At 63.1% G+C, this 15,604-nt stretch carries 19 protein-coding genes; 17 read left to right on the top strand and 2 right to left on the bottom strand.

From position 1 onward, the window contains the following. The first annotated feature begins 28 nt into the window (after nucleotides 1-28). The gene (locus tag H5P29_RS07940; RefSeq protein ID WP_154386615.1) at nucleotides 29-1,663 is read left to right on the top strand and encodes an acyl-CoA synthetase; all 1,635 of its coding nucleotides are present in this window, start codon (nucleotides 29-31) and stop codon (nucleotides 1,661-1,663) included. A 37-nt stretch (nucleotides 1,664-1,700) separates the two neighbouring features. Here the strand turns inward: H5P29_RS07940 and H5P29_RS07935 are convergent, their stop codons facing one another. Further along, the gene (locus H5P29_RS07935) at nucleotides 1,701-2,252 is read right to left on the bottom strand and encodes a DUF2269 family protein (protein ID WP_067956829.1); all 552 of its coding nucleotides are present in this window, start codon (nucleotides 2,250-2,252) and stop codon (nucleotides 1,701-1,703) included. A gap of 449 nt (nucleotides 2,253-2,701) precedes the next feature. Here H5P29_RS07935 and H5P29_RS07930 point away from each other — a divergent pair, with 449 nt between their 5' ends. The 10 genes from H5P29_RS07930 (at nucleotide 2,702) to H5P29_RS07885 (ending at nucleotide 8,418) form a co-directional block, all read left to right on the top strand. Beyond that, a complete protein-coding gene (locus H5P29_RS07930; RefSeq protein WP_067956827.1) occupies nucleotides 2,702-3,079 on the top strand; it encodes a hypothetical protein in 378 nt (125 codons plus the stop codon). Between the two features lie 416 nt (nucleotides 3,080-3,495). Next, the gene (locus H5P29_RS07925) at nucleotides 3,496-4,026 is read left to right on the top strand and encodes a DUF1465 family protein (protein WP_154386646.1); all 531 of its coding nucleotides are present in this window, start codon (nucleotides 3,496-3,498) and stop codon (nucleotides 4,024-4,026) included. Between the two features lie 90 nt (nucleotides 4,027-4,116). Further along, nucleotides 4,117-4,638 carry a crossover junction endodeoxyribonuclease RuvC gene (ruvC, locus tag H5P29_RS07920; protein ID WP_154386616.1) on the top strand — a complete coding sequence of 174 codons (522 nt, stop codon included), beginning with the start codon at nucleotides 4,117-4,119 and terminating at the stop codon, nucleotides 4,636-4,638. 60 nt (nucleotides 4,639-4,698) lie between these two features. After that, entirely contained in the window at nucleotides 4,699-4,950 is a 252-nt protein-coding gene (locus H5P29_RS07915; RefSeq protein ID WP_154386617.1) for an AbrB/MazE/SpoVT family DNA-binding domain-containing protein, read from the top strand. 103 nt (nucleotides 4,951-5,053) lie between these two features. Then, nucleotides 5,054-5,323 (top strand): AbrB/MazE/SpoVT family DNA-binding domain-containing protein, encoded by a 270-nt coding sequence (locus H5P29_RS07910; RefSeq protein ID WP_154386618.1) that lies wholly within the window; start codon nucleotides 5,054-5,056, stop codon nucleotides 5,321-5,323. Next, nucleotides 5,304-5,720 (top strand): type II toxin-antitoxin system VapC family toxin, encoded by a 417-nt coding sequence (locus tag H5P29_RS07905; RefSeq protein ID WP_067956816.1) that lies wholly within the window; start codon nucleotides 5,304-5,306, stop codon nucleotides 5,718-5,720. Before H5P29_RS07910 ends, H5P29_RS07905 begins: the two co-directional genes overlap by 20 nt. Before the next feature lie 13 nt (nucleotides 5,721-5,733). After that, on the top strand, nucleotides 5,734-6,354 hold the full coding sequence (gene ruvA / locus H5P29_RS07900; RefSeq protein WP_067956814.1) for a Holliday junction branch migration protein RuvA: 621 nt from the start codon (nucleotides 5,734-5,736) through the stop codon (nucleotides 6,352-6,354). Nucleotides 6,355-6,394: 40 nt separating this feature from the next. Next, nucleotides 6,395-7,435, top strand: a complete 1,041-nt coding sequence (gene ruvB, locus H5P29_RS07895; protein ID WP_067956812.1) for a Holliday junction branch migration DNA helicase RuvB — start codon at nucleotides 6,395-6,397, stop codon at nucleotides 7,433-7,435. A gap of 3 nt (nucleotides 7,436-7,438) precedes the next feature. Further along, entirely contained in the window at nucleotides 7,439-7,930 is a 492-nt protein-coding gene (locus tag H5P29_RS07890) for a GNAT family N-acetyltransferase (RefSeq protein ID WP_154386619.1), read from the top strand. After that, nucleotides 7,927-8,418 carry a metallophosphoesterase gene (locus tag H5P29_RS07885; protein ID WP_067956806.1) on the top strand — a complete coding sequence of 164 codons (492 nt, stop codon included), beginning with the start codon at nucleotides 7,927-7,929 and terminating at the stop codon, nucleotides 8,416-8,418. The genes H5P29_RS07890 and H5P29_RS07885 overlap by 4 nt, the downstream gene beginning before the upstream one ends. Before the next feature lie 12 nt (nucleotides 8,419-8,430). Here H5P29_RS07885 and H5P29_RS07880 read toward each other — a convergent pair whose 3' ends face one another. Then, nucleotides 8,431-9,663, bottom strand: a complete 1,233-nt coding sequence (locus H5P29_RS07880; protein WP_154386620.1) for a glycoside hydrolase family 5 protein — start codon at nucleotides 9,661-9,663, stop codon at nucleotides 8,431-8,433. A 323-nt stretch (nucleotides 9,664-9,986) separates the two neighbouring features. On the opposite strand from H5P29_RS07880, the gene H5P29_RS07875 reads away from it, so the two are divergent. The 6 genes from H5P29_RS07875 (at nucleotide 9,987) to tolB (ending at nucleotide 15,413) form a co-directional block, all read left to right on the top strand. Then, nucleotides 9,987-10,808: a class I SAM-dependent methyltransferase gene (locus H5P29_RS07875; protein WP_083948453.1), complete on the top strand. Its 822-nt coding sequence runs from the start codon at nucleotides 9,987-9,989 to the stop codon at nucleotides 10,806-10,808. 164 nt (nucleotides 10,809-10,972) lie between these two features. Beyond that, entirely contained in the window at nucleotides 10,973-11,440 is a 468-nt protein-coding gene (gene ybgC / locus H5P29_RS07870) for a tol-pal system-associated acyl-CoA thioesterase (protein ID WP_067956802.1), read from the top strand. Between the two features lie 359 nt (nucleotides 11,441-11,799). Beyond that, nucleotides 11,800-12,510 (top strand): protein TolQ, encoded by a 711-nt coding sequence (gene tolQ / locus H5P29_RS07865; RefSeq protein WP_067956800.1) that lies wholly within the window; start codon nucleotides 11,800-11,802, stop codon nucleotides 12,508-12,510. A 10-nt stretch (nucleotides 12,511-12,520) separates the two neighbouring features. After that, on the top strand, nucleotides 12,521-12,979 hold the full coding sequence (gene tolR / locus H5P29_RS07860; protein ID WP_067956797.1) for a protein TolR: 459 nt from the start codon (nucleotides 12,521-12,523) through the stop codon (nucleotides 12,977-12,979). Nucleotides 12,980-12,987: 8 nt separating this feature from the next. Continuing rightward, entirely contained in the window at nucleotides 12,988-14,058 is a 1,071-nt protein-coding gene (locus H5P29_RS07855; RefSeq protein ID WP_067956794.1) for a hypothetical protein, read from the top strand. Between the two features lie 38 nt (nucleotides 14,059-14,096). Then, nucleotides 14,097-15,413, top strand: coding sequence for a Tol-Pal system beta propeller repeat protein TolB (gene tolB, locus H5P29_RS07850; protein ID WP_067956791.1), 1,317 nt, complete (start codon nucleotides 14,097-14,099; stop codon nucleotides 15,411-15,413). Nucleotides 15,414-15,604 lie beyond the last annotated feature (191 nt).

Here is a 15,604-nt window from a genome sequence, read left to right as displayed (position 1 = left end):
CTCGTCGCGACCAGGGAGGAGAACTGTCATGGGCAAGTACGAGGAAGACCTCGACAAGACCCCCGCCAATCACCAGCCGCTGACGCCGCTGAGCTTTCTCGAACGCGCCGCAAAGACGTTCCCAGACCATGTCGCCATCATCCATGGCAGCCAGCGCACGAGTTACCGGCAATGGTGGGAACGGTCACTGAAACTTGCCGCGGCGCTCAAGGCGAGCGGCATCGGTAAGGGCGATACGGTGACGGTGATGCTGTCCAACACCCCGCCGATGCTGGAGGCGCATTTCGGTGTGCCGATGACAAAGGCGGTGCTGCATTCGCTGAACACCAGGCTCGACGCGGCGATCATCGCCTTTCAGCTCGACCATGCCGAGACCAAGCTGCTGATCGTCGACCGCGAATTCACAGGCGTGGTCAAGGAGGCTCTGGCGCTGGCAACGGTGAAGCCGCTGGTCATCTGCTATGACGACCCTGAGTACCCCGCGGACGCCCCCTATCCCAAGGGCGAGCGTATCGGCAGCCTCGACTACGAAGACTTCGTCGCGACAGGCGACAGGGCTTTCGCATGGTCGATGCCCGACGATGAATGGGACGCGATCTCACTCAACTACACATCGGGAACGACCGGAAATCCCAAGGGTGTGGTCTACCACCATCGCGGTGCCGCGCTGATGGCCTACACCAACACCATCCACGCCGGCATGGCCAAGCACGCCGTCTATCTCTGGACGCTGCCGATGTTCCACTGCAACGGCTGGTGCTTTCCGTGGACGCTCGCCGTGCAGGCCGGCACCCATGTCTGCCTGCGCTGGGTACGCGCGAGGCAAATGTATGATGCCATCGCCGACCATGGCGTGACGCATCTGTGCGGGGCACCGATCGTCATGTCGATCCTGATCAATGCCCAGGACGAGGACAAGCGCACATTTCAGCAGCAGGTCACCTTCAACACAGCTGCCGCGCCGCCGCCGGAAGCGGTGCTGTCTGGCATGGCCGACGCCGGCTTCGCCGTCACCCATCTCTATGGCCTGACCGAGACCTACGGGCCTGCGGTCGTCAACGAATGGCACGGCGAATGGGACAAACTCGAGAAGGAACCGCGCACGGCGAAGAAGGCGCGCCAAGGTGTGCGCTATGCCGCACTCGAGGACCTGACCGTGATGGACCCCGAGACGATGCAAAGGACACCCGCCGACGGCGAGACCATCGGCGAGGTGATGTTCCGCGGCAACATCGTCATGAGGGGCTATCTCAAGAACAAGAAGGCGACCGACGAGGCCTTTGCCGGCGGCTGGTTCCATTCCGGCGACCTCGGTGTGATGCATCCGGACGGCTACATCCAGATCAAGGATCGCTCCAAGGACATCATCATTTCGGGCGGCGAAAACATCTCGTCGATCGAGGTCGAGGACGCGCTCTACAAGCACCCCTCGGTCGCTTCATGCGGAGTGGTGGCGCGGTCCGACGACAAATGGGGCGAAGTGCCCATTGCCTATGTCGAGCTGAAGCCAGGCAGGCAAGCGACGGAGGCCGAAATCATCGAGCACTGCCGCTCCCTGCTCGCGCGCTTCAAGGTGCCGAAGGCGGTGATCTTCGCCGAGATTCCCAAGACCTCGACCGGCAAGATCCAGAAGTTCCGGCTGCGCAACATGGCCAAGGGATAAGGATCGAGGGCGACGCGCCGGAAGCGCGCCCATTCCTTCAGGCCGCAACCACGGTGGACGGGTGCAGGCCATCGAAGGCTGCCCACAAGCCGGCCGCGAAAACGACAGCCATCGCCGAGAGGATCGGTAGGTCGGAAGCCGTCGGCTTGAGCACCATGTCGGCGACGATGATCAGCATCATCGCATAGTCGAATCGCGCCACCTTGAGGATGCGCCGGCCCTGATCGAGCGCTGCAGGCGTCACGCCATCGCGGGCGATGATCGCAGCCATGCGGTCGGCGGTCGGCTTGAACACCAGGGTGCCGATCAGGAAGGCCATGGCGTAACCTGCAAGCCCGAGCACGATCCAGAGATCGGTGAAGCCGACCCAGAACCAGCACATGACGAGGCCGAGCAGAAGCGTGACCAGCGATGCCGGCATGAACAGCCGGTTGCCGAGTTCGCCGACCGAACGCATGACCTGCAACATGCCGTCGGTGTCGCCGGCACGGTCGGCGCGAACCGCGAGCAGCATCAGTGCGAAGCCGCCGCCGACCCAGAGAACGGCTGCGACGACGTGAAGAAACTTGAAGAGAGAGTACCAATCCATACTCCTGACCTTTCCAATCCGGTTTTGCGAAATCGCAGCACCCACTTCAGGCCGCGCTCATTTTCGGGCCGGCTAATAGCGCCGGTGCTGTTTCGGTAGTGTGTCGATGAAAACGGCGGGATGTTTCGGCAATGGAAACGATGGTCGGGGGCCCCACAAGGTGGCAGGGGAAAACACGTCATTTCAGCTACAAGGCATGTAATGCCGACCGGGCGACGTGATATCGTCCTTCATGCGCTGGAGGGGCGCGTATCCAACCGGCCGCGGGGGGCGAATGGCCGGACACATCATCCTGACGATATCTGCAATGTAACGACCCGACATGCGCGCGGCCTGGCCGTGCGGCATGCTGCGGAAACACGGCCGGTGCACATGCGCCGTAACAGCGGTTCGTCACGGGCCGACATCAACCCATTCCCTGCTGGGGGAAAAGGCATCAGGAGACTACAATGCAAGGGGTAGCACGGAATTTCTTCACGCTCGCGGTCGTCTACGCGCTGTGCGGCATGGCGCTTGGCCTGCACATGTCGATCAGCCAGGACCACAGCCAGATGCCGGTTCACGCCCACACCATGGTGGCGGGCTGGCTGATGTCGGCGGTGTTCGCCTTCTTCTACCATCTTTTTCCTGTCGCCCGCGACAAGACGCTGGCCAAGGTCCATTTCTGGCTGACGGCGGTCAGCGGCATCGGCCTTCTGGTCGGCTTGTTCTTCCTGCTCGGCGGCAATGCGGCGATCGAACCTGTGGTGGCGATGTCGTCGATGGGCTTTTACGCAGCGATGCTGCTGTTTGCCTTCATCGCCCTGCCGACGGTGTGGAAGTCCTGAGTCGGCATAAGATCCTGCCTGCCGGCAACGCCACACCGTTGTGCCGTGCCGGCACAGTCTAACGCGCCATAAGGCGAAATCGGCACCGATCTTAAGCGCCCATTAAGCATTCCCAGTGTTTACTGTGCGTATCCAGTCATCTGGATTCTTACCGAGTGGTTGGAGCCACTTTGTTTGACGCCTCCCTGTTAAACTCCTGAGAGCCGCGCTTTTCCGCGGCTCTTTTTTTTCGCCCGCGCGCCTTCGGAAATGCCCTCCAAAAGCTATCCGATCCGGCGCGTTAACCCTTTGTTAAACATGCGCTTGCGTTCACATCGGCGGAAGCGCATTTTCATCGGGCTTGGCGTATAGGAACGGCCGCGCAGAATCCGTCGGGAAAGACGGGCAGAACGCGAACAGGGTGCAGGGTAGCGATGATGAACGAGCCTTCGAGGGAAAGCGCAAACACGATCAAGCTCGCCGAAAGGCGGGTGTTTTCGCCGTCCTTCAAGCCCCTCTACAATGAGGGCATGGGCCTGGTCGAACAGGCCGCCGAGTATCTCGACGGTGCCGGCCGCGTCGAGGCCAAGAAGCTGTCGCGGCTTGCCGCCACCCTCTACGCCGCCGAATCGATGCGGCTGACCACCCGCCTGATGCAGATCGCCTCGTGGCTGCTTTTGCAGCGCGCCGCCAACTCAGGCGAGATGACCCGCGACCAGGTCGCCTCGGAGAAGTCCAAGGTGCGGCTCGACACGGCTTCCGCCCATGACGCCGCCGGCTGGAACGAACTGCCCGCCGATTTCGTCGACCTGGTGCGCCGCTCGCTGCGCCTGCAGGCGCATGTGCGCCGCATGGACGATGAAATCTATGGCAACGGCGCAACCGTCGTGCCGGTGCAGGCGATGCGCCGCAGCAACCCGGTTTCCGACCAGATCAGCCTGCTCAACACGGCCTTTGCCCGCAACTGACGCAGCACAATCCCTGCGATGACGCGGGGATTGTTTCTGTTTTGTTCACATTTTTCTGGCGTCTTGTCTCCGTGAAGATAGAGTTCGCGGATGAGAGAGACGATTCGTATCATTGGTATCGATCCCGGCCTTCAGCGCACCGGTTGGGGCATCATCGAGAGCCTCGGCAACGCGCTGCGGTTCGTCGCCGCCGGCACCGTGCGCTCCGACAACAAGGCGGCGCTCGCCAGCCGGCTTTGCCAGTTGCATGACGGCCTAGCCGACGTGCTTCACCGCGAAATGCCGCATGAGGCGGCCGTCGAGGCGACCTTCGTCAACAAGGATGCCACTGCAACCCTGAAGCTCGGCCAGGCGCGCGGCATCGCCATGCTGGTGCCGGCCCGCGCCGGGCTCGTCGTAGCCGAGTACTCACCCAATGCGGTGAAGAAGGCGGTCATCGGTGTCGGCCACGGCGACAAGAAGCAGATCGCCATGATGGTCAAGGTGCTGTTGCCGAAGTCGGTGTTCGACACCGCCGATGCCGCTGATGCCCTCGCAATCGCCATCTGCCATGCCCACCACCGCCAGAGCCCGGCATACAGGCTGGCTGCATTGGCTGCCGCTCACGCGTGATGTTCTTGACTTGTTCTCATCGCTGCAACATTCCTTTCCGGCAAGAAGAGGAATGATTCCATGCGGGTTACCAGCAAGGGCCAAGTGACGATCCCTCGCGATCTGCGCGAGACGTTCGGCATCGGCGCCAACACCGAGGTGATTTTCGGTATCGAAGGCGGCAAGATCACCATCGTGCCCAAGGATGAGATCAACAGGCTGGCCGACCGCGACCGGCTTGACCGGTTCCTGGCCATTCTCGACCGGCTCGAAGGCGCCGGGGATCTGGCGACAAATGGTGACGAAATGCTGGCGCTGGTGAAGGGCCGGTGACGTCCAGTCAGGCGCCCCGACCGCACACCACACCCTCGCCGCGACCTACGTGTTCTTGACTTGTTCTCACATCGCCACTAAGTAATACCTACGAGGTATTACCATGCGCGTGACCACAAAGGGCCAGGTGACGATCCCCAAGGAAATCCGTGACCGGCTCGGCATCGAGGCAGGGTCGGAGGTGGATTTTGTCGAACGCGCCGACGGCGCTGTCGAACTGGTGCGCGGCACCGAGCCAGATATGCGGGCGAAGGCGCTTGACCGCAGCCTGGAGGATTGGTTCCGGCGTATCGAAGGGACGGGCGACAGCAATCTGACTGCCGATGACATCATGGCCATGACCAGGGATCGTGATGTCCGCGACAATCATTGATTCCAACGTCATCATTGATGTCGTCGAGCCCGGCTCGCAGTGGGCGAGCTGGTCCAGGCAGCAGATTCGAGAAGCACGGCGGTATGGCGACCTGATATTCAATGCCATTGTCGCAGCCGAAGTTTCGCATGAGTTCGTTTCGGCGGAGCGCTATCAAGGCGTCTTTGTCTCGACGCTATGGACCTTCGAGGACATACCTTTCGAGGCCGCGCTGGCCGCCGGTTGGGCGCACCGCGAATACCGGCAGCGGGGCGGTCGCGGTGAGCGGACCCTGCCCGACTTCCTCATCGGGGCGCATGCACTTGTGTCCGGACATCGCCTGTTGACCCGAGACGCCACCCGCTACCGCACCTATTTCCCCGAGCTCGAAATCATCGCGCCCGATACCCATCCATGACGAGGCTTGAACCATGATCGGCAAGTTGAAGGGCACCGTCGACGAGATCGGCGAGGATTTCTGCGTGCTCGACGTGCATGGCGTCGGCTACGTCGCCTATTGCTCGACGCGCACGCTCGCAGCCTTGCCCGGCCCCGGCGAAGCCGCGATCCTGTTCATCGAGACTTATGTCCGTGAAGACATGATTCGGCTCTACGGCTTCAAGACCGAGCTGGAACGCGAGTGGTTCAAGCTCTTGATGGCCAACGTCCAGGGCGTCGGCGCCAAGGTGGCGCTGGCGATCCTGTCGACGCTGGCGCCTTCCGATCTCGCCAACGCGATCGCGCTGCGCGACATCGCCATGGTCAGTCGCTCGCCCGGCGTCGGCAAGAAGGTTGCCGAGCGCATCGTCACCGAGCTCAAGAACAAGGCCCCGGCTTTCGCCGGCGAGGCAACGGGCACGATCGGGCTCAAGCAGGAACTCGGCGAAGGCGTCGCCCCTGCCCCCATCGCCGACGCGGTCTCGGCACTGGTCAATCTCGGCTATTCTCGCGACATCGCGGCCAACGCCATTGCCGCCGCCATGAAGAGCGTCGGCGAAGACGCCGATTCCTCCAAGCTGATCCGCTTCGGCCTGAAGGAGCTGGCACGGTGAGCGCCTTGCTCGCAGCCGGTCTCCGTGCGAGGACGGACGCATGAATTCGCCTGACCGTCTTATCACCCCCGACAAACGCGGCGAGGATGCCGACAACAGCCTGCGCCCGCAGACGCTGGACGATTTCGTCGGCCAGGCGGCGGCGCGCGCCAATCTCAAGATCTTCATCGAGGCGGCAAAGGGCCGTGGCGAGGCGCTCGACCATGTGCTGTTCGTCGGTCCGCCCGGCCTCGGCAAGACGACGCTCGCCCAGATCATGGCACGCGAGCTCGGCGTCAATTTCCGTTCGACCTCCGGCCCGGTCATCGCCAAGGCCGGCGACCTTGCCGCACTGCTGACCAATCTCGAAGAACGCGACGTGCTGTTCATCGACGAGATCCACCGCCTCAACCCGGCAGTCGAGGAAATCCTCTATCCGGCGATGGAGGACTACCAGCTTGACCTGATCATCGGCGAAGGTCCGGCGGCGCGCTCGGTCAAGATCGACCTGGCCAAGTTCACGCTTGTCGCCGCGACCACCCGTCTCGGTCTGCTGACGAACCCGCTGCGCGACCGCTTCGGCATCCCGACCCGGCTCAATTTCTATACGGTCGAGGAGCTCGAGCTGATCGTGCGGCGCGGCGCCCGCATCCTCGGCATGCCGCTCGCCGACGACGGCGCCATCGAGATCGCGCGCCGGGCCCGCGGCACCCCGCGCATCGCCGGCCGCCTCTTGCGCCGCGTCCGCGACTTCGCCGCCGTCGCCGGCTCCGGTCCGGTCGACCGCCGCATCGCCGATGAGGCGCTGTCGCGGCTGGAGGTCGACGCACTCGGTCTCGATTCGCTCGACCGGCGCTACCTCTCGATGATCGCGATGAATTTCGGCGGCGGCCCGGTCGGCATCGAGACCATCGCCGCCGGCCTGTCCGAGCCACGCGACGCCATCGAGGACATCATCGAGCCCTATCTGATCCAACAGGGCTTCATCCAACGCACGCCGCGCGGCCGCGTGCTGACGGCCAATGCCTGGAAGCACCTTGGCCTCGAGATCCCGCGCGACCTTGCCGTGCAGCAGATCAACCTGTTCCAAGAGGAAGACTGATACATGATCGGCTATCGCCCCGGACTGATAGCCGACATCGTTGGACTGCACGCCGTCTACTACGCCCGCGACTGGGGTTTTGGGCTGCCTTTCGAGGCCAAGGTCGCCAGCGAGCTTTCCGCCTTCATGCGCGACTTCAGACCCGGCCTCGACTTCTTCGCCGCTGAGGATGACGACAACGGCGCCCTGCTTGGCACGATCAGCCTGGAGGCTCCGACCTCGACGGAGCTGCTGGCGCATCTGCGCTGGTTCATCACCAGCGATGGCGCGCGCGGGACGGGCCTCGGGCGCCGGCTGATGTACAAGGCCATGGCGCATGTCGACGCCAAGGGTTTTCCCGGCGTCTATCTCACGACATTCGTCGGGCTCGGTCCGGCCCGGCATCTCTATGAATCGTTCGGCTTCAACCTCGTTGCCGAGGAAGAACACGACCAGTGGTCCGGCGGCGTGCGCGAGCAGCGCTTCGAGCGCCATCGCACGGGTGCCAAAGCTTGATCACTCGCCGCGGCTTCTTCCGTTTTCTCGGCGGTTCGGTCCTGGCTGCGGCGGCGCTTGGCAGCTATGCGGTCGGCATCGAACCGATGCTGCTGACACGGGTGAAACGCTACGCGCTGACCCCGCCCAACTGGCCCGATGGCTTGAAGCTGCGCGTCGTGGCGCTCGCCGACATCCACGCCTGCCGGCCATGGATGACGCCAGAGCGCATCGCTTCGTTGGCGGAAGAAGCCAACGCGCTGGAGCCCGACATTTTCCCCGACGTTCCCAGCCGCGTTGCGTTGACCCTGTCGGGCCACACCCATGGCGGCCAGGTGCGCCTGTTCGGCTATTCGCCGGTCGTTCCCTCGCGTTACGGCAACCGCTACGCCTATGGCCACGTCGTCGAAGCTGGCCGCAACCTCATCATTTCGGGCGGCCTCGGTTTCAGCATCGCACCGATCCGTTTCGGCGTGCGTCCGGAAATCCTCACGATCGACCTGGGTTGAGCTGAAGCGAAGCTACTTCAGCCCCTTCACAACCTCGAGCACGTCAGGTTCCGCCTTCCGCCCCTCGAATTCGTCGACGATGCCGAAAGCGCCGCCGTAGCCCCAGATCGACCAGGCATAACCGCGCGCCTCGGCGCGAGCGATCATGTCGTTGACATAAGCGGCGCGCCAGGCACCGGGCATGACGTAGGGATTGTTGTACTCCTGGCGGATCATGCCGAACTCGCCGAGATAGATATTGTCGGGCGAGATGTCGTGCTTCTTCGCCCAGGCGTCGACCTGGCGGAACGGCGCGTCGAGCTCGGCTTCGAGCTTTTCCTTGCTGTCGATCAGGGCGATCTGCTCATCGAGATAGGCGAGCATGCCGGCCCGGCGCAGCATCGGCGCCTCGGCCCGGATCTTGGCCCGGACCTTGTCGAGCACAGCATCAAGCTCGGCGCGAGGCACGGCATAGGGCGGATAAGGCAGCCCGGTAACATAACGAATGAAGTCGCCGGCCCAGGTGGCGCCTTGGCTGGTCAGCAGGAACGGCTGGTAGGAATGGAACGTCCAGATGACATTGTCGTCGGGAATATCCTTGGGGTCGAGCGTGGCGAGACCTTCCGCACCGGCCCAGCAACTGCCTGACAGCACAAGGGTCAGGCGGGTCGCCGTTGCGCGCGCGGCGGCATAAAGGCGCTTGAGACGTTCAGGCCAGAGCTTGGCCTCGCCTTGTTCGCAATCGACGACCGGCTCGTTCATCAGCTCAAAGGCGACCAGGCCCGGATCTTCCTTGGCCAAGGTGAGTCCCATCTGCCGGACCAGCTCGACATAGCGGTCGAAATTGGCCGGATCGTCCATCACCTCGGACATGCCGATCTGGCCATTGCCGCCTGACGGAATGAGGTGAAGGTCGACCACCGCTTTGAGCCCGGCCGCGTTGACCATGCGCGCCGACTCCAGGACGCTCTCAAGCAATTGTTCGCGCAGCGGTTCTGTCTTTTTGGACAGGAACACCGAAGGGTCGACGGGAATGCGCACGACGTCGAACCCGCCGGCCTTGAGCGTTTTCAGGTCGCCCTCACCGAGCCGTTGGCGCCATTCGGGAAACGGCAGGATGACGTTCGCGTCGTCCCATTTGTCCTCACCTGGCCAGGTTTCCCAGATGTCGAGATTGATGCCCCGCTTCATCGTGAAAGTCGCGGCGTCGGCCGTGCCGAGCGGCAACGCGAGCACAAGCAAGGCCATCATTGAGGTTCGGATCATCACCACCATCGCCACCCTCTCGGTCAGACAGAACTGGTGCCCAAAAGCCCGGAGAAAGGAAAGCCCCAAGGCCGAACATGGTGAAAGTCCAGGCCACCGACGCACTAAAGCATCCTCTAAACAACACGTCGACAGATTCGTCGGCACGATTCATCACAGAATCTGCGCGAGATCCATTTTGAATGTATCCGCATCGAACTCGATAAATGTTCAGGTTAACCGTAAACGATGATCTTCATGATTTGTCTGCTCAGCATGGATACTTGTTTGCAGATCACAGCTATTGATGGAATTTCGATCGACTGCGCAGCGGGGGTTATGCAATGACGGTGGTTGACCAATGGCGGCCTGAGACAGCAGCCGGCGGATTTACCCGGGACGATGAGGCGATCGAGTTCTACACGCGCGTCAACGCCCTTGTGGAGCCCGATATGGTGGTCGTCGACCTGGGGGCCGGGCGCGGCTCCCGTTTCGACCACGGGAGTGCGCCTTTCCGCAAGTGGTTCTGCAATTTCCATGGCCGCGTGAGGAAGGTCATCGGCATCGACGTCGACCCGGTGGTGATGACGCATCCGCATCTCGACGAGGCGCGGGTCATTGAACCTGGCGGCCGCCTGCCACTGGAAGACGCAAGCGTCGACATCATCATCTGCGAATGGGTGATCGAGCATGTCGAACATCCCCGGCAGTTCGCGCAGGAAATCCACCGGGTGCTCAAGCCCGGCGGATGGCTTTGCGCGCTCACCCCGAACCGCCTTGGCTATGTCGGGATTGGCACCACGCTGGTGCCGGAAACGGTGAAGGATCGCATCATGAGGCTGGTGTGGCCCGAGCGGCCACGGGAAGATGCGTTTCCGACATTCTACCGCATGAACACCTTGGGCAGCATTCGGCGCGCCTTCGACGAAAAGAGCTGGTCGCACCATGGCTACGTTTCCAACGGCACGCCGAAATATCATGGCGGCACGGCGGCGGGCTTTGCCTTCGTCTCGCTGCTGCAATGGCTCATGCCGCCGGCCATGCGGACCAACCTGCTGGTGTTTTCGCGCAAACGTCCGGGGCCGATAGGTACGCAGGCTCGACTGCAGAAGGCATGCCAGGACCTGAGCGTCGCACCTGCCGAAAGGCAGGGCGAAAAGGTCTGACGGAACTGCCGCAAGGCGCTGCCGTGGCCAAGGCTGCTCGGCTGTCGACAAACCCGTGCCGGCAATGCGCCAGACAGTTCTTGATCGTTGCCACCGATAATGCCATCGGACTCCCTGCCCTGTTGCCGGATCGTGCCGACAATGGACCGCAAAGAGGATGTGCAATGGCGGATGATGTGGACCAGGACTTGCTGGCGGCCGGCCTATCCGGCGCCCTGACGCCGTTCGGCCACCGGCTGATGGCGCGGGTCTATTATGCCGACACCGACTTCTCCGGCGTCGTCTACCATGCGCGTTATCTCGAATTCTTTGAACGCGGGCGCTCGGACTTCCTGCGCCTCGCCGGCGTCCACCACACCGAACTTGTCGACGGCAAGCATGGCGAAAAGATCGTCTGGGTGGTGCGCCGCATGGAGATCGATTTCCGCGGATCAGCCAAGATCGACGACATCCTGACCATCGAAACCCGGACGCAGGACGTCTCGGGCGCCCGCATCACCATGGCCCAGCAGTTGAAACGCGGTGACGAGGTGCTGGTCGAAGCCAAGGTCGAAGCGGCAATTATCGGCGAGAATGGCCGCCCCAGGCGTTTCCCAAAGGACTGGATCGAAGCCTTCATGCCCGGACGGTAATGTCGGCCGAGCGGCGGCACACCGCCGACGGCCCTGCCATGAGAGTTCACTGATCACGAGATCGTGTGACGCCGCGCAGCGATTACTGGGCTCCGGAGCGCTGCAATCCCGTCGCACCGGGTGGCAGGTTGGCGCACCATCATGTTCCTAACCCATCTTTAACCATAACGGTCCATTAAGGGGTCGGTGAAAGTCGTAAGTATTCCGAGCGGCCTTCCTTTCACCAAAATTGGCTCCGAAAAGGCCGAAAAGGCGCATTTTGGGGCACTTCCGGAAGCTTCGCGCGAACGGACCACGATGGGATGATGCGCAAGGGCTAGCTGCGAGCCGGGCCCGGAAATCTTAAGGACTGTTACAAGATGGAAAACCTACCTCTCGCCCAAACCGGCGCGGAATTGTCGATTTGGGCGCTGTTCTGGCAGGCCGGCTGGGTGGTCAAGCTGGTGATGCTGGGCCTGCTCGGCGCGTCGGTATGGACCTGGGCGATCATCGTCGACAAGCTGGTTGCCTACAACCGCATGCGCGCAGCGCTGAACCGCTTCGAACAGATCTTCTGGTCGGGCCAGTCGCTGGAAGAGCTCTATCGCAACCTTTCCGATCGCAAGACCACAGGCATGAGCGCGATCTTCGTCGCTGCCATGAAGGAGTGGAAGAAGAGTTTCGAGAAGGGCGCCAAATCGCCGCTGGCGCTGCAGACCCGTATCGACAAGGCAATGGACCTGGCGCTGACGCGCGAGATGGAGCGGCTGGAAGGCCGGCTCGGCTTCCTCGCCACCATCGGTTCGGCCGCCCCCTTCATCGGCCTGTTCGGCACCGTCGTCGGCATCATGACCTCGTTCCAGGCCATTGCCGGCTCGAAGTCGACCAACCTCGCCGTCGTCGCCCCCGGCATCGCCGAGGCACTGCTGGCAACCGCAATCGGCCTGCTCGCCGCTATTCCCGCGGTCATCGCCTACAACAAGCTGTCATCCGACGCCGGCAAGATTGGCATGCGCATGGAGGGCTTCTCGGACGAGTTCTCCGCCATACTGTCGCGCCAAATCGATGAAAAAGTCGCGCAGCGGGCCTGAGGAGTAGACCATGGGTATGTCAGTTAGCGCGGGCGGTTCGGGCCGCGGCGGGCGCGGCCACAGGCGGCGCGGCCGCCACCACGGCCTGATGTCCGAAATCAACGTCACGCCGTTCGTCGACGTGATGCTGGTGCTGCTCATCATCTTCATGGTGGCCGCACCGCTGATGACCGTCGGCGTGCCAATCGACCTGCCCGAGACCCAGGCCAAAGCGCTGAATTCGGAAACACAGCCGATCACCATCTCCATCAACGAGGCCGGCCAGATCCACATCCAGGAAACCGAGATCCCGATCGACGAGGTCGTCGCCAAGCTCGGCGCCATCGCCAAGGCCGGCTACGAGGAACGCATCTACGTGCGCGGCGACAAGACCGCCGACTACGGTACGGTGATGAAGGTCATGGCCCGTATCCAGGCCGCCGGCTACAACAAGATCGGCCTCGTTACGCTGCAGGAACAGGACCAGTAGCCCGCAAAATGAAGACCGGCATCACGACATCTGTGGTTTTGCATGCAGCGGTGCTGGGTTTCGGCCTGTTCACCCTGTCGGCACCCAGCGCCCTCGAAGTCGCCGACGTCGAGGCGTTCCCGGTCGACATCGTGCCGGTGGAATCGATCACCCAGATCCAGAAGGGCGACAAGAAGGCCCCGGCCAACGAAAAGCCGGCGCCCAAGCCGACAAGCCGTCCCGACATCGTGCCGGACGCCCAGAATGTCGGCGACAACAAGACCGACAGCGACAAGCCGCCGACGCCCGAGCCGACGCAGAAGGACGTGGATGTCGCAGCCGCACCGCCGCCCTCGCCCAAGCCCGAGCCCAAGCCGACACCGGTCGAGCAGCCCAAGCCCGAGCCGGTGAAGCAGGCCGAGCCAAAGCCTGTGCCGGTACCGGCGACCGAAGTGACGCCGCAGCCCCAGCCCAAGCAGGAAGTCAAGCCCGACCCGGTTGCCGAGACCATCGTCAACGACCAGGCTGAGGCGGAAGCCGTCAAGCTGCCCGAGAATGCGCCGGCACCCGAAGCCAAGCCGCAGCCTCCGCAGGCGCAGACGGCCAAGACGCCCGAGCGCAAGCAGGAAGACAAGCAGACCCAGCAGGCCTCGTCCAAGCCGAAGTCGGAAGAAAAGGAATTCAACGCCGACGAGGTTGCGGCCCTTCTCAACAAACAGAAGCCTTCGGGCGGCGGCGCCAAGCGCTCCACCGAACAGGCGTCGCTTGGCGGCAAGAAGGACACCGGCGGCAACAAGCTGAGCCAGAGCGAGATGGACGCCCTTCGCGGTCAGGTCCAGCGTTGCTGGAACGTGCCGGCAGGCGCCATGGACGGCGGCAACCTCAAGGTTTCCATTCAGTTCAATCTCACCCCTAGCGGCGAAGTCGAGGGACGGCCGGAGATCATCTCCGGTGGTGGTTCGGCCGGCATCGAGCGGGCGGCAGCCGAGTCGGCGCGCCGCGCGGTCCTCCAGTGTGCTCCGTACAATCTGCCGGCTGACAAATATGCCGGCGGCTGGGACCAAGTCATCGTCAATTTCGACCCGAGCGAAATGTTCTGAGCGCCCACACGCTCACCCGGAACTAAGAGGCCTGTCTAATGAAGCATGTAATCAAAGCGATCCTTCTGATCGGCGCCATGGCGAGCGGCATGACCGCGTTTGCAACCTTGCCCGCACGCGCGCTGGTCGAGATCGACGTCAACAAGGGCAATGTCGAGCCGCTGCCGATCGCCATCACCGATTTCCTGTCAGGTGATGCGATGGGTGCCGAGATCGCCGGCATCGTCGCCGCCGACCTGCAGCGCTCGGGCCTGTTCGCCCCGATCGACAAGGGCGCCTTCATCGAGAAGATCTCCAACCCCGATGTCGCACCGCGCTTCGAGGACTGGAAGGTCATCAATGCCCAGGCGCTGGTCACCGGCCGTGTCAGCCAGGAAGCGGACGGCAGGCTGAAGGCCGAGTTCCGGCTGTGGGACACCTTTGCCGGCCAGCAGCTTGCCGGCGAGCAGTTCTTCGCCAACAAGGCCAATTCGCGCCGCATCGCCCACATCATCGCCGATGCCATTTATGAGCGCCTGACCGGCGAGAAGGGTTACTTCGACACCCGCGTCGTGTTCATCGACGAGTCGGGCGCCAAGACCGCGCGCAAGAAGCGCCTCGCGATCATGGATCAGGACGGCGCCAATGTGCGCTACCTCTCCGATGGCCGCTCGATCGCCATGACCCCGCGCTTCTCGCCGACGCGCCAGGAAATCACCTACATGTCCTACGAAAGCGGTCAGCCGCAGGTCTACCTGCTGCAGATCGAGACCGGCCAGCGCGAACTCGTCGGCAACTTCCCCGGCATGACCTTTGCGCCGCGCTTTTCACCCGACGGCCAGAAGGTGATCATGAGCCTGCTGCGCGACGACGGCAATTCCAACATCTTCTCGATGGACCTGCGCAGCCGCACCACAACGCGCCTGACCAACTCCAGCGCCATCGACACCTCGCCATCCTATTCGCCCGACGGTTCCAAGGTGGTCTTCACCTCCGACCGTGGCGGCCAGCCACAGATCTACGTCATGGGCGCCGACGGCTCGGGCCAGACCCGCGTTTCCTTCGGCGGCGGCAGCTACTCGACCCCGGTGTGGTCGCCGCGCGGCGACCTGATCGCCTTCACCAAGCAGTCGGGCGGCCAGTTCCAGATCGGCGTCATGAAGACCGACGGTTCGGGCGAGCGCATCCTGTCGACCGGATTCCAGCAGGAAGGCCCGACCTGGGCGCCGAATGGCCGCGTCGTGATGTTCTTCCGCGACCAGCCCGGCGGCGGCGGTCCCAAGCTCTACTCGGTCGACCTCACCGGCCGCAACGAGCAGGCGATCCCGACCTCGGGCTTTGCCTCCGACCCGGCCTGGTCGCCGCTGCTCGACTAAGTGCACGGGCGCGAAGATCGGTTTCGAACTTCGCAACGGGGCAGTCACCCGTGTCAAAGTGTGACAGCGCCCTTTGCGCGTCCCAGCTGACACGCAGTGCCACAGGGGCCCGTTGTTAACCTTCTCCGGTGAAGGCGCGACGAATGGACCAGGCGGCGTCAATTGACCAATGACGCCGCCTTTCTGCCGTA

The sequence above is a fragment of the Aminobacter sp. MDW-2 genome, from assembly GCF_014250155.1.
Taxonomy (GTDB): domain Bacteria; phylum Pseudomonadota; class Alphaproteobacteria; order Rhizobiales; family Rhizobiaceae; genus Aminobacter; species Aminobacter ciceronei.
Note: the sequence above shows the minus strand (reverse complement) of the source record. Positions and strands in the feature narration are given on the sequence as shown.

What these genes read in the sequence shown, in the direction of transcription:
- H5P29_RS07880 (WP_154386620.1), bottom strand. Translation starts at nt 9,663, where the DNA reads ATGATCCGAACCTCAATGATGGCCTTGCTTGTGCTCGCGTTGCCGCTC.
- tolR (WP_067956797.1), top strand. Translation starts at nt 12,521, where the DNA reads ATGGGTATGTCAGTTAGCGCGGGCGGTTCGGGCCGCGGCGGGCGCGGC.
- ybgC (WP_067956802.1), top strand. Translation starts at nt 10,973, where the DNA reads ATGGCGGATGATGTGGACCAGGACTTGCTGGCGGCCGGCCTATCCGGC.
- H5P29_RS07905 (WP_067956816.1), top strand. Translation starts at nt 5,304, where the DNA reads ATGTCCGCGACAATCATTGATTCCAACGTCATCATTGATGTCGTCGAG.
- tolQ (WP_067956800.1), top strand. Translation starts at nt 11,800, where the DNA reads ATGGAAAACCTACCTCTCGCCCAAACCGGCGCGGAATTGTCGATTTGG.
- ruvA (WP_067956814.1), top strand. Translation starts at nt 5,734, where the DNA reads ATGATCGGCAAGTTGAAGGGCACCGTCGACGAGATCGGCGAGGATTTC.
- ruvC (WP_154386616.1), top strand. Translation starts at nt 4,117, where the DNA reads ATGAGAGAGACGATTCGTATCATTGGTATCGATCCCGGCCTTCAGCGC.
- H5P29_RS07940 (WP_154386615.1), top strand. Translation starts at nt 29, where the DNA reads ATGGGCAAGTACGAGGAAGACCTCGACAAGACCCCCGCCAATCACCAG.
- H5P29_RS07910 (WP_154386618.1), top strand. Translation starts at nt 5,054, where the DNA reads ATGCGCGTGACCACAAAGGGCCAGGTGACGATCCCCAAGGAAATCCGT.
- H5P29_RS07935 (WP_067956829.1), bottom strand. Translation starts at nt 2,252, where the DNA reads ATGGATTGGTACTCTCTCTTCAAGTTTCTTCACGTCGTCGCAGCCGTT.
- H5P29_RS07875 (WP_083948453.1), top strand. Translation starts at nt 9,987, where the DNA reads ATGACGGTGGTTGACCAATGGCGGCCTGAGACAGCAGCCGGCGGATTT.
- H5P29_RS07925 (WP_154386646.1), top strand. Translation starts at nt 3,496, where the DNA reads ATGAACGAGCCTTCGAGGGAAAGCGCAAACACGATCAAGCTCGCCGAA.
- tolB (WP_067956791.1), top strand. Translation starts at nt 14,097, where the DNA reads ATGAAGCATGTAATCAAAGCGATCCTTCTGATCGGCGCCATGGCGAGC.
- H5P29_RS07930 (WP_067956827.1), top strand. Translation starts at nt 2,702, where the DNA reads ATGCAAGGGGTAGCACGGAATTTCTTCACGCTCGCGGTCGTCTACGCG.
- ruvB (WP_067956812.1), top strand. Translation starts at nt 6,395, where the DNA reads ATGAATTCGCCTGACCGTCTTATCACCCCCGACAAACGCGGCGAGGAT.
- H5P29_RS07855 (WP_067956794.1), top strand. Translation starts at nt 12,988, where the DNA reads ATGAAGACCGGCATCACGACATCTGTGGTTTTGCATGCAGCGGTGCTG.
- H5P29_RS07890 (WP_154386619.1), top strand. Translation starts at nt 7,439, where the DNA reads ATGATCGGCTATCGCCCCGGACTGATAGCCGACATCGTTGGACTGCAC.
- H5P29_RS07915 (WP_154386617.1), top strand. Translation starts at nt 4,699, where the DNA reads ATGCGGGTTACCAGCAAGGGCCAAGTGACGATCCCTCGCGATCTGCGC.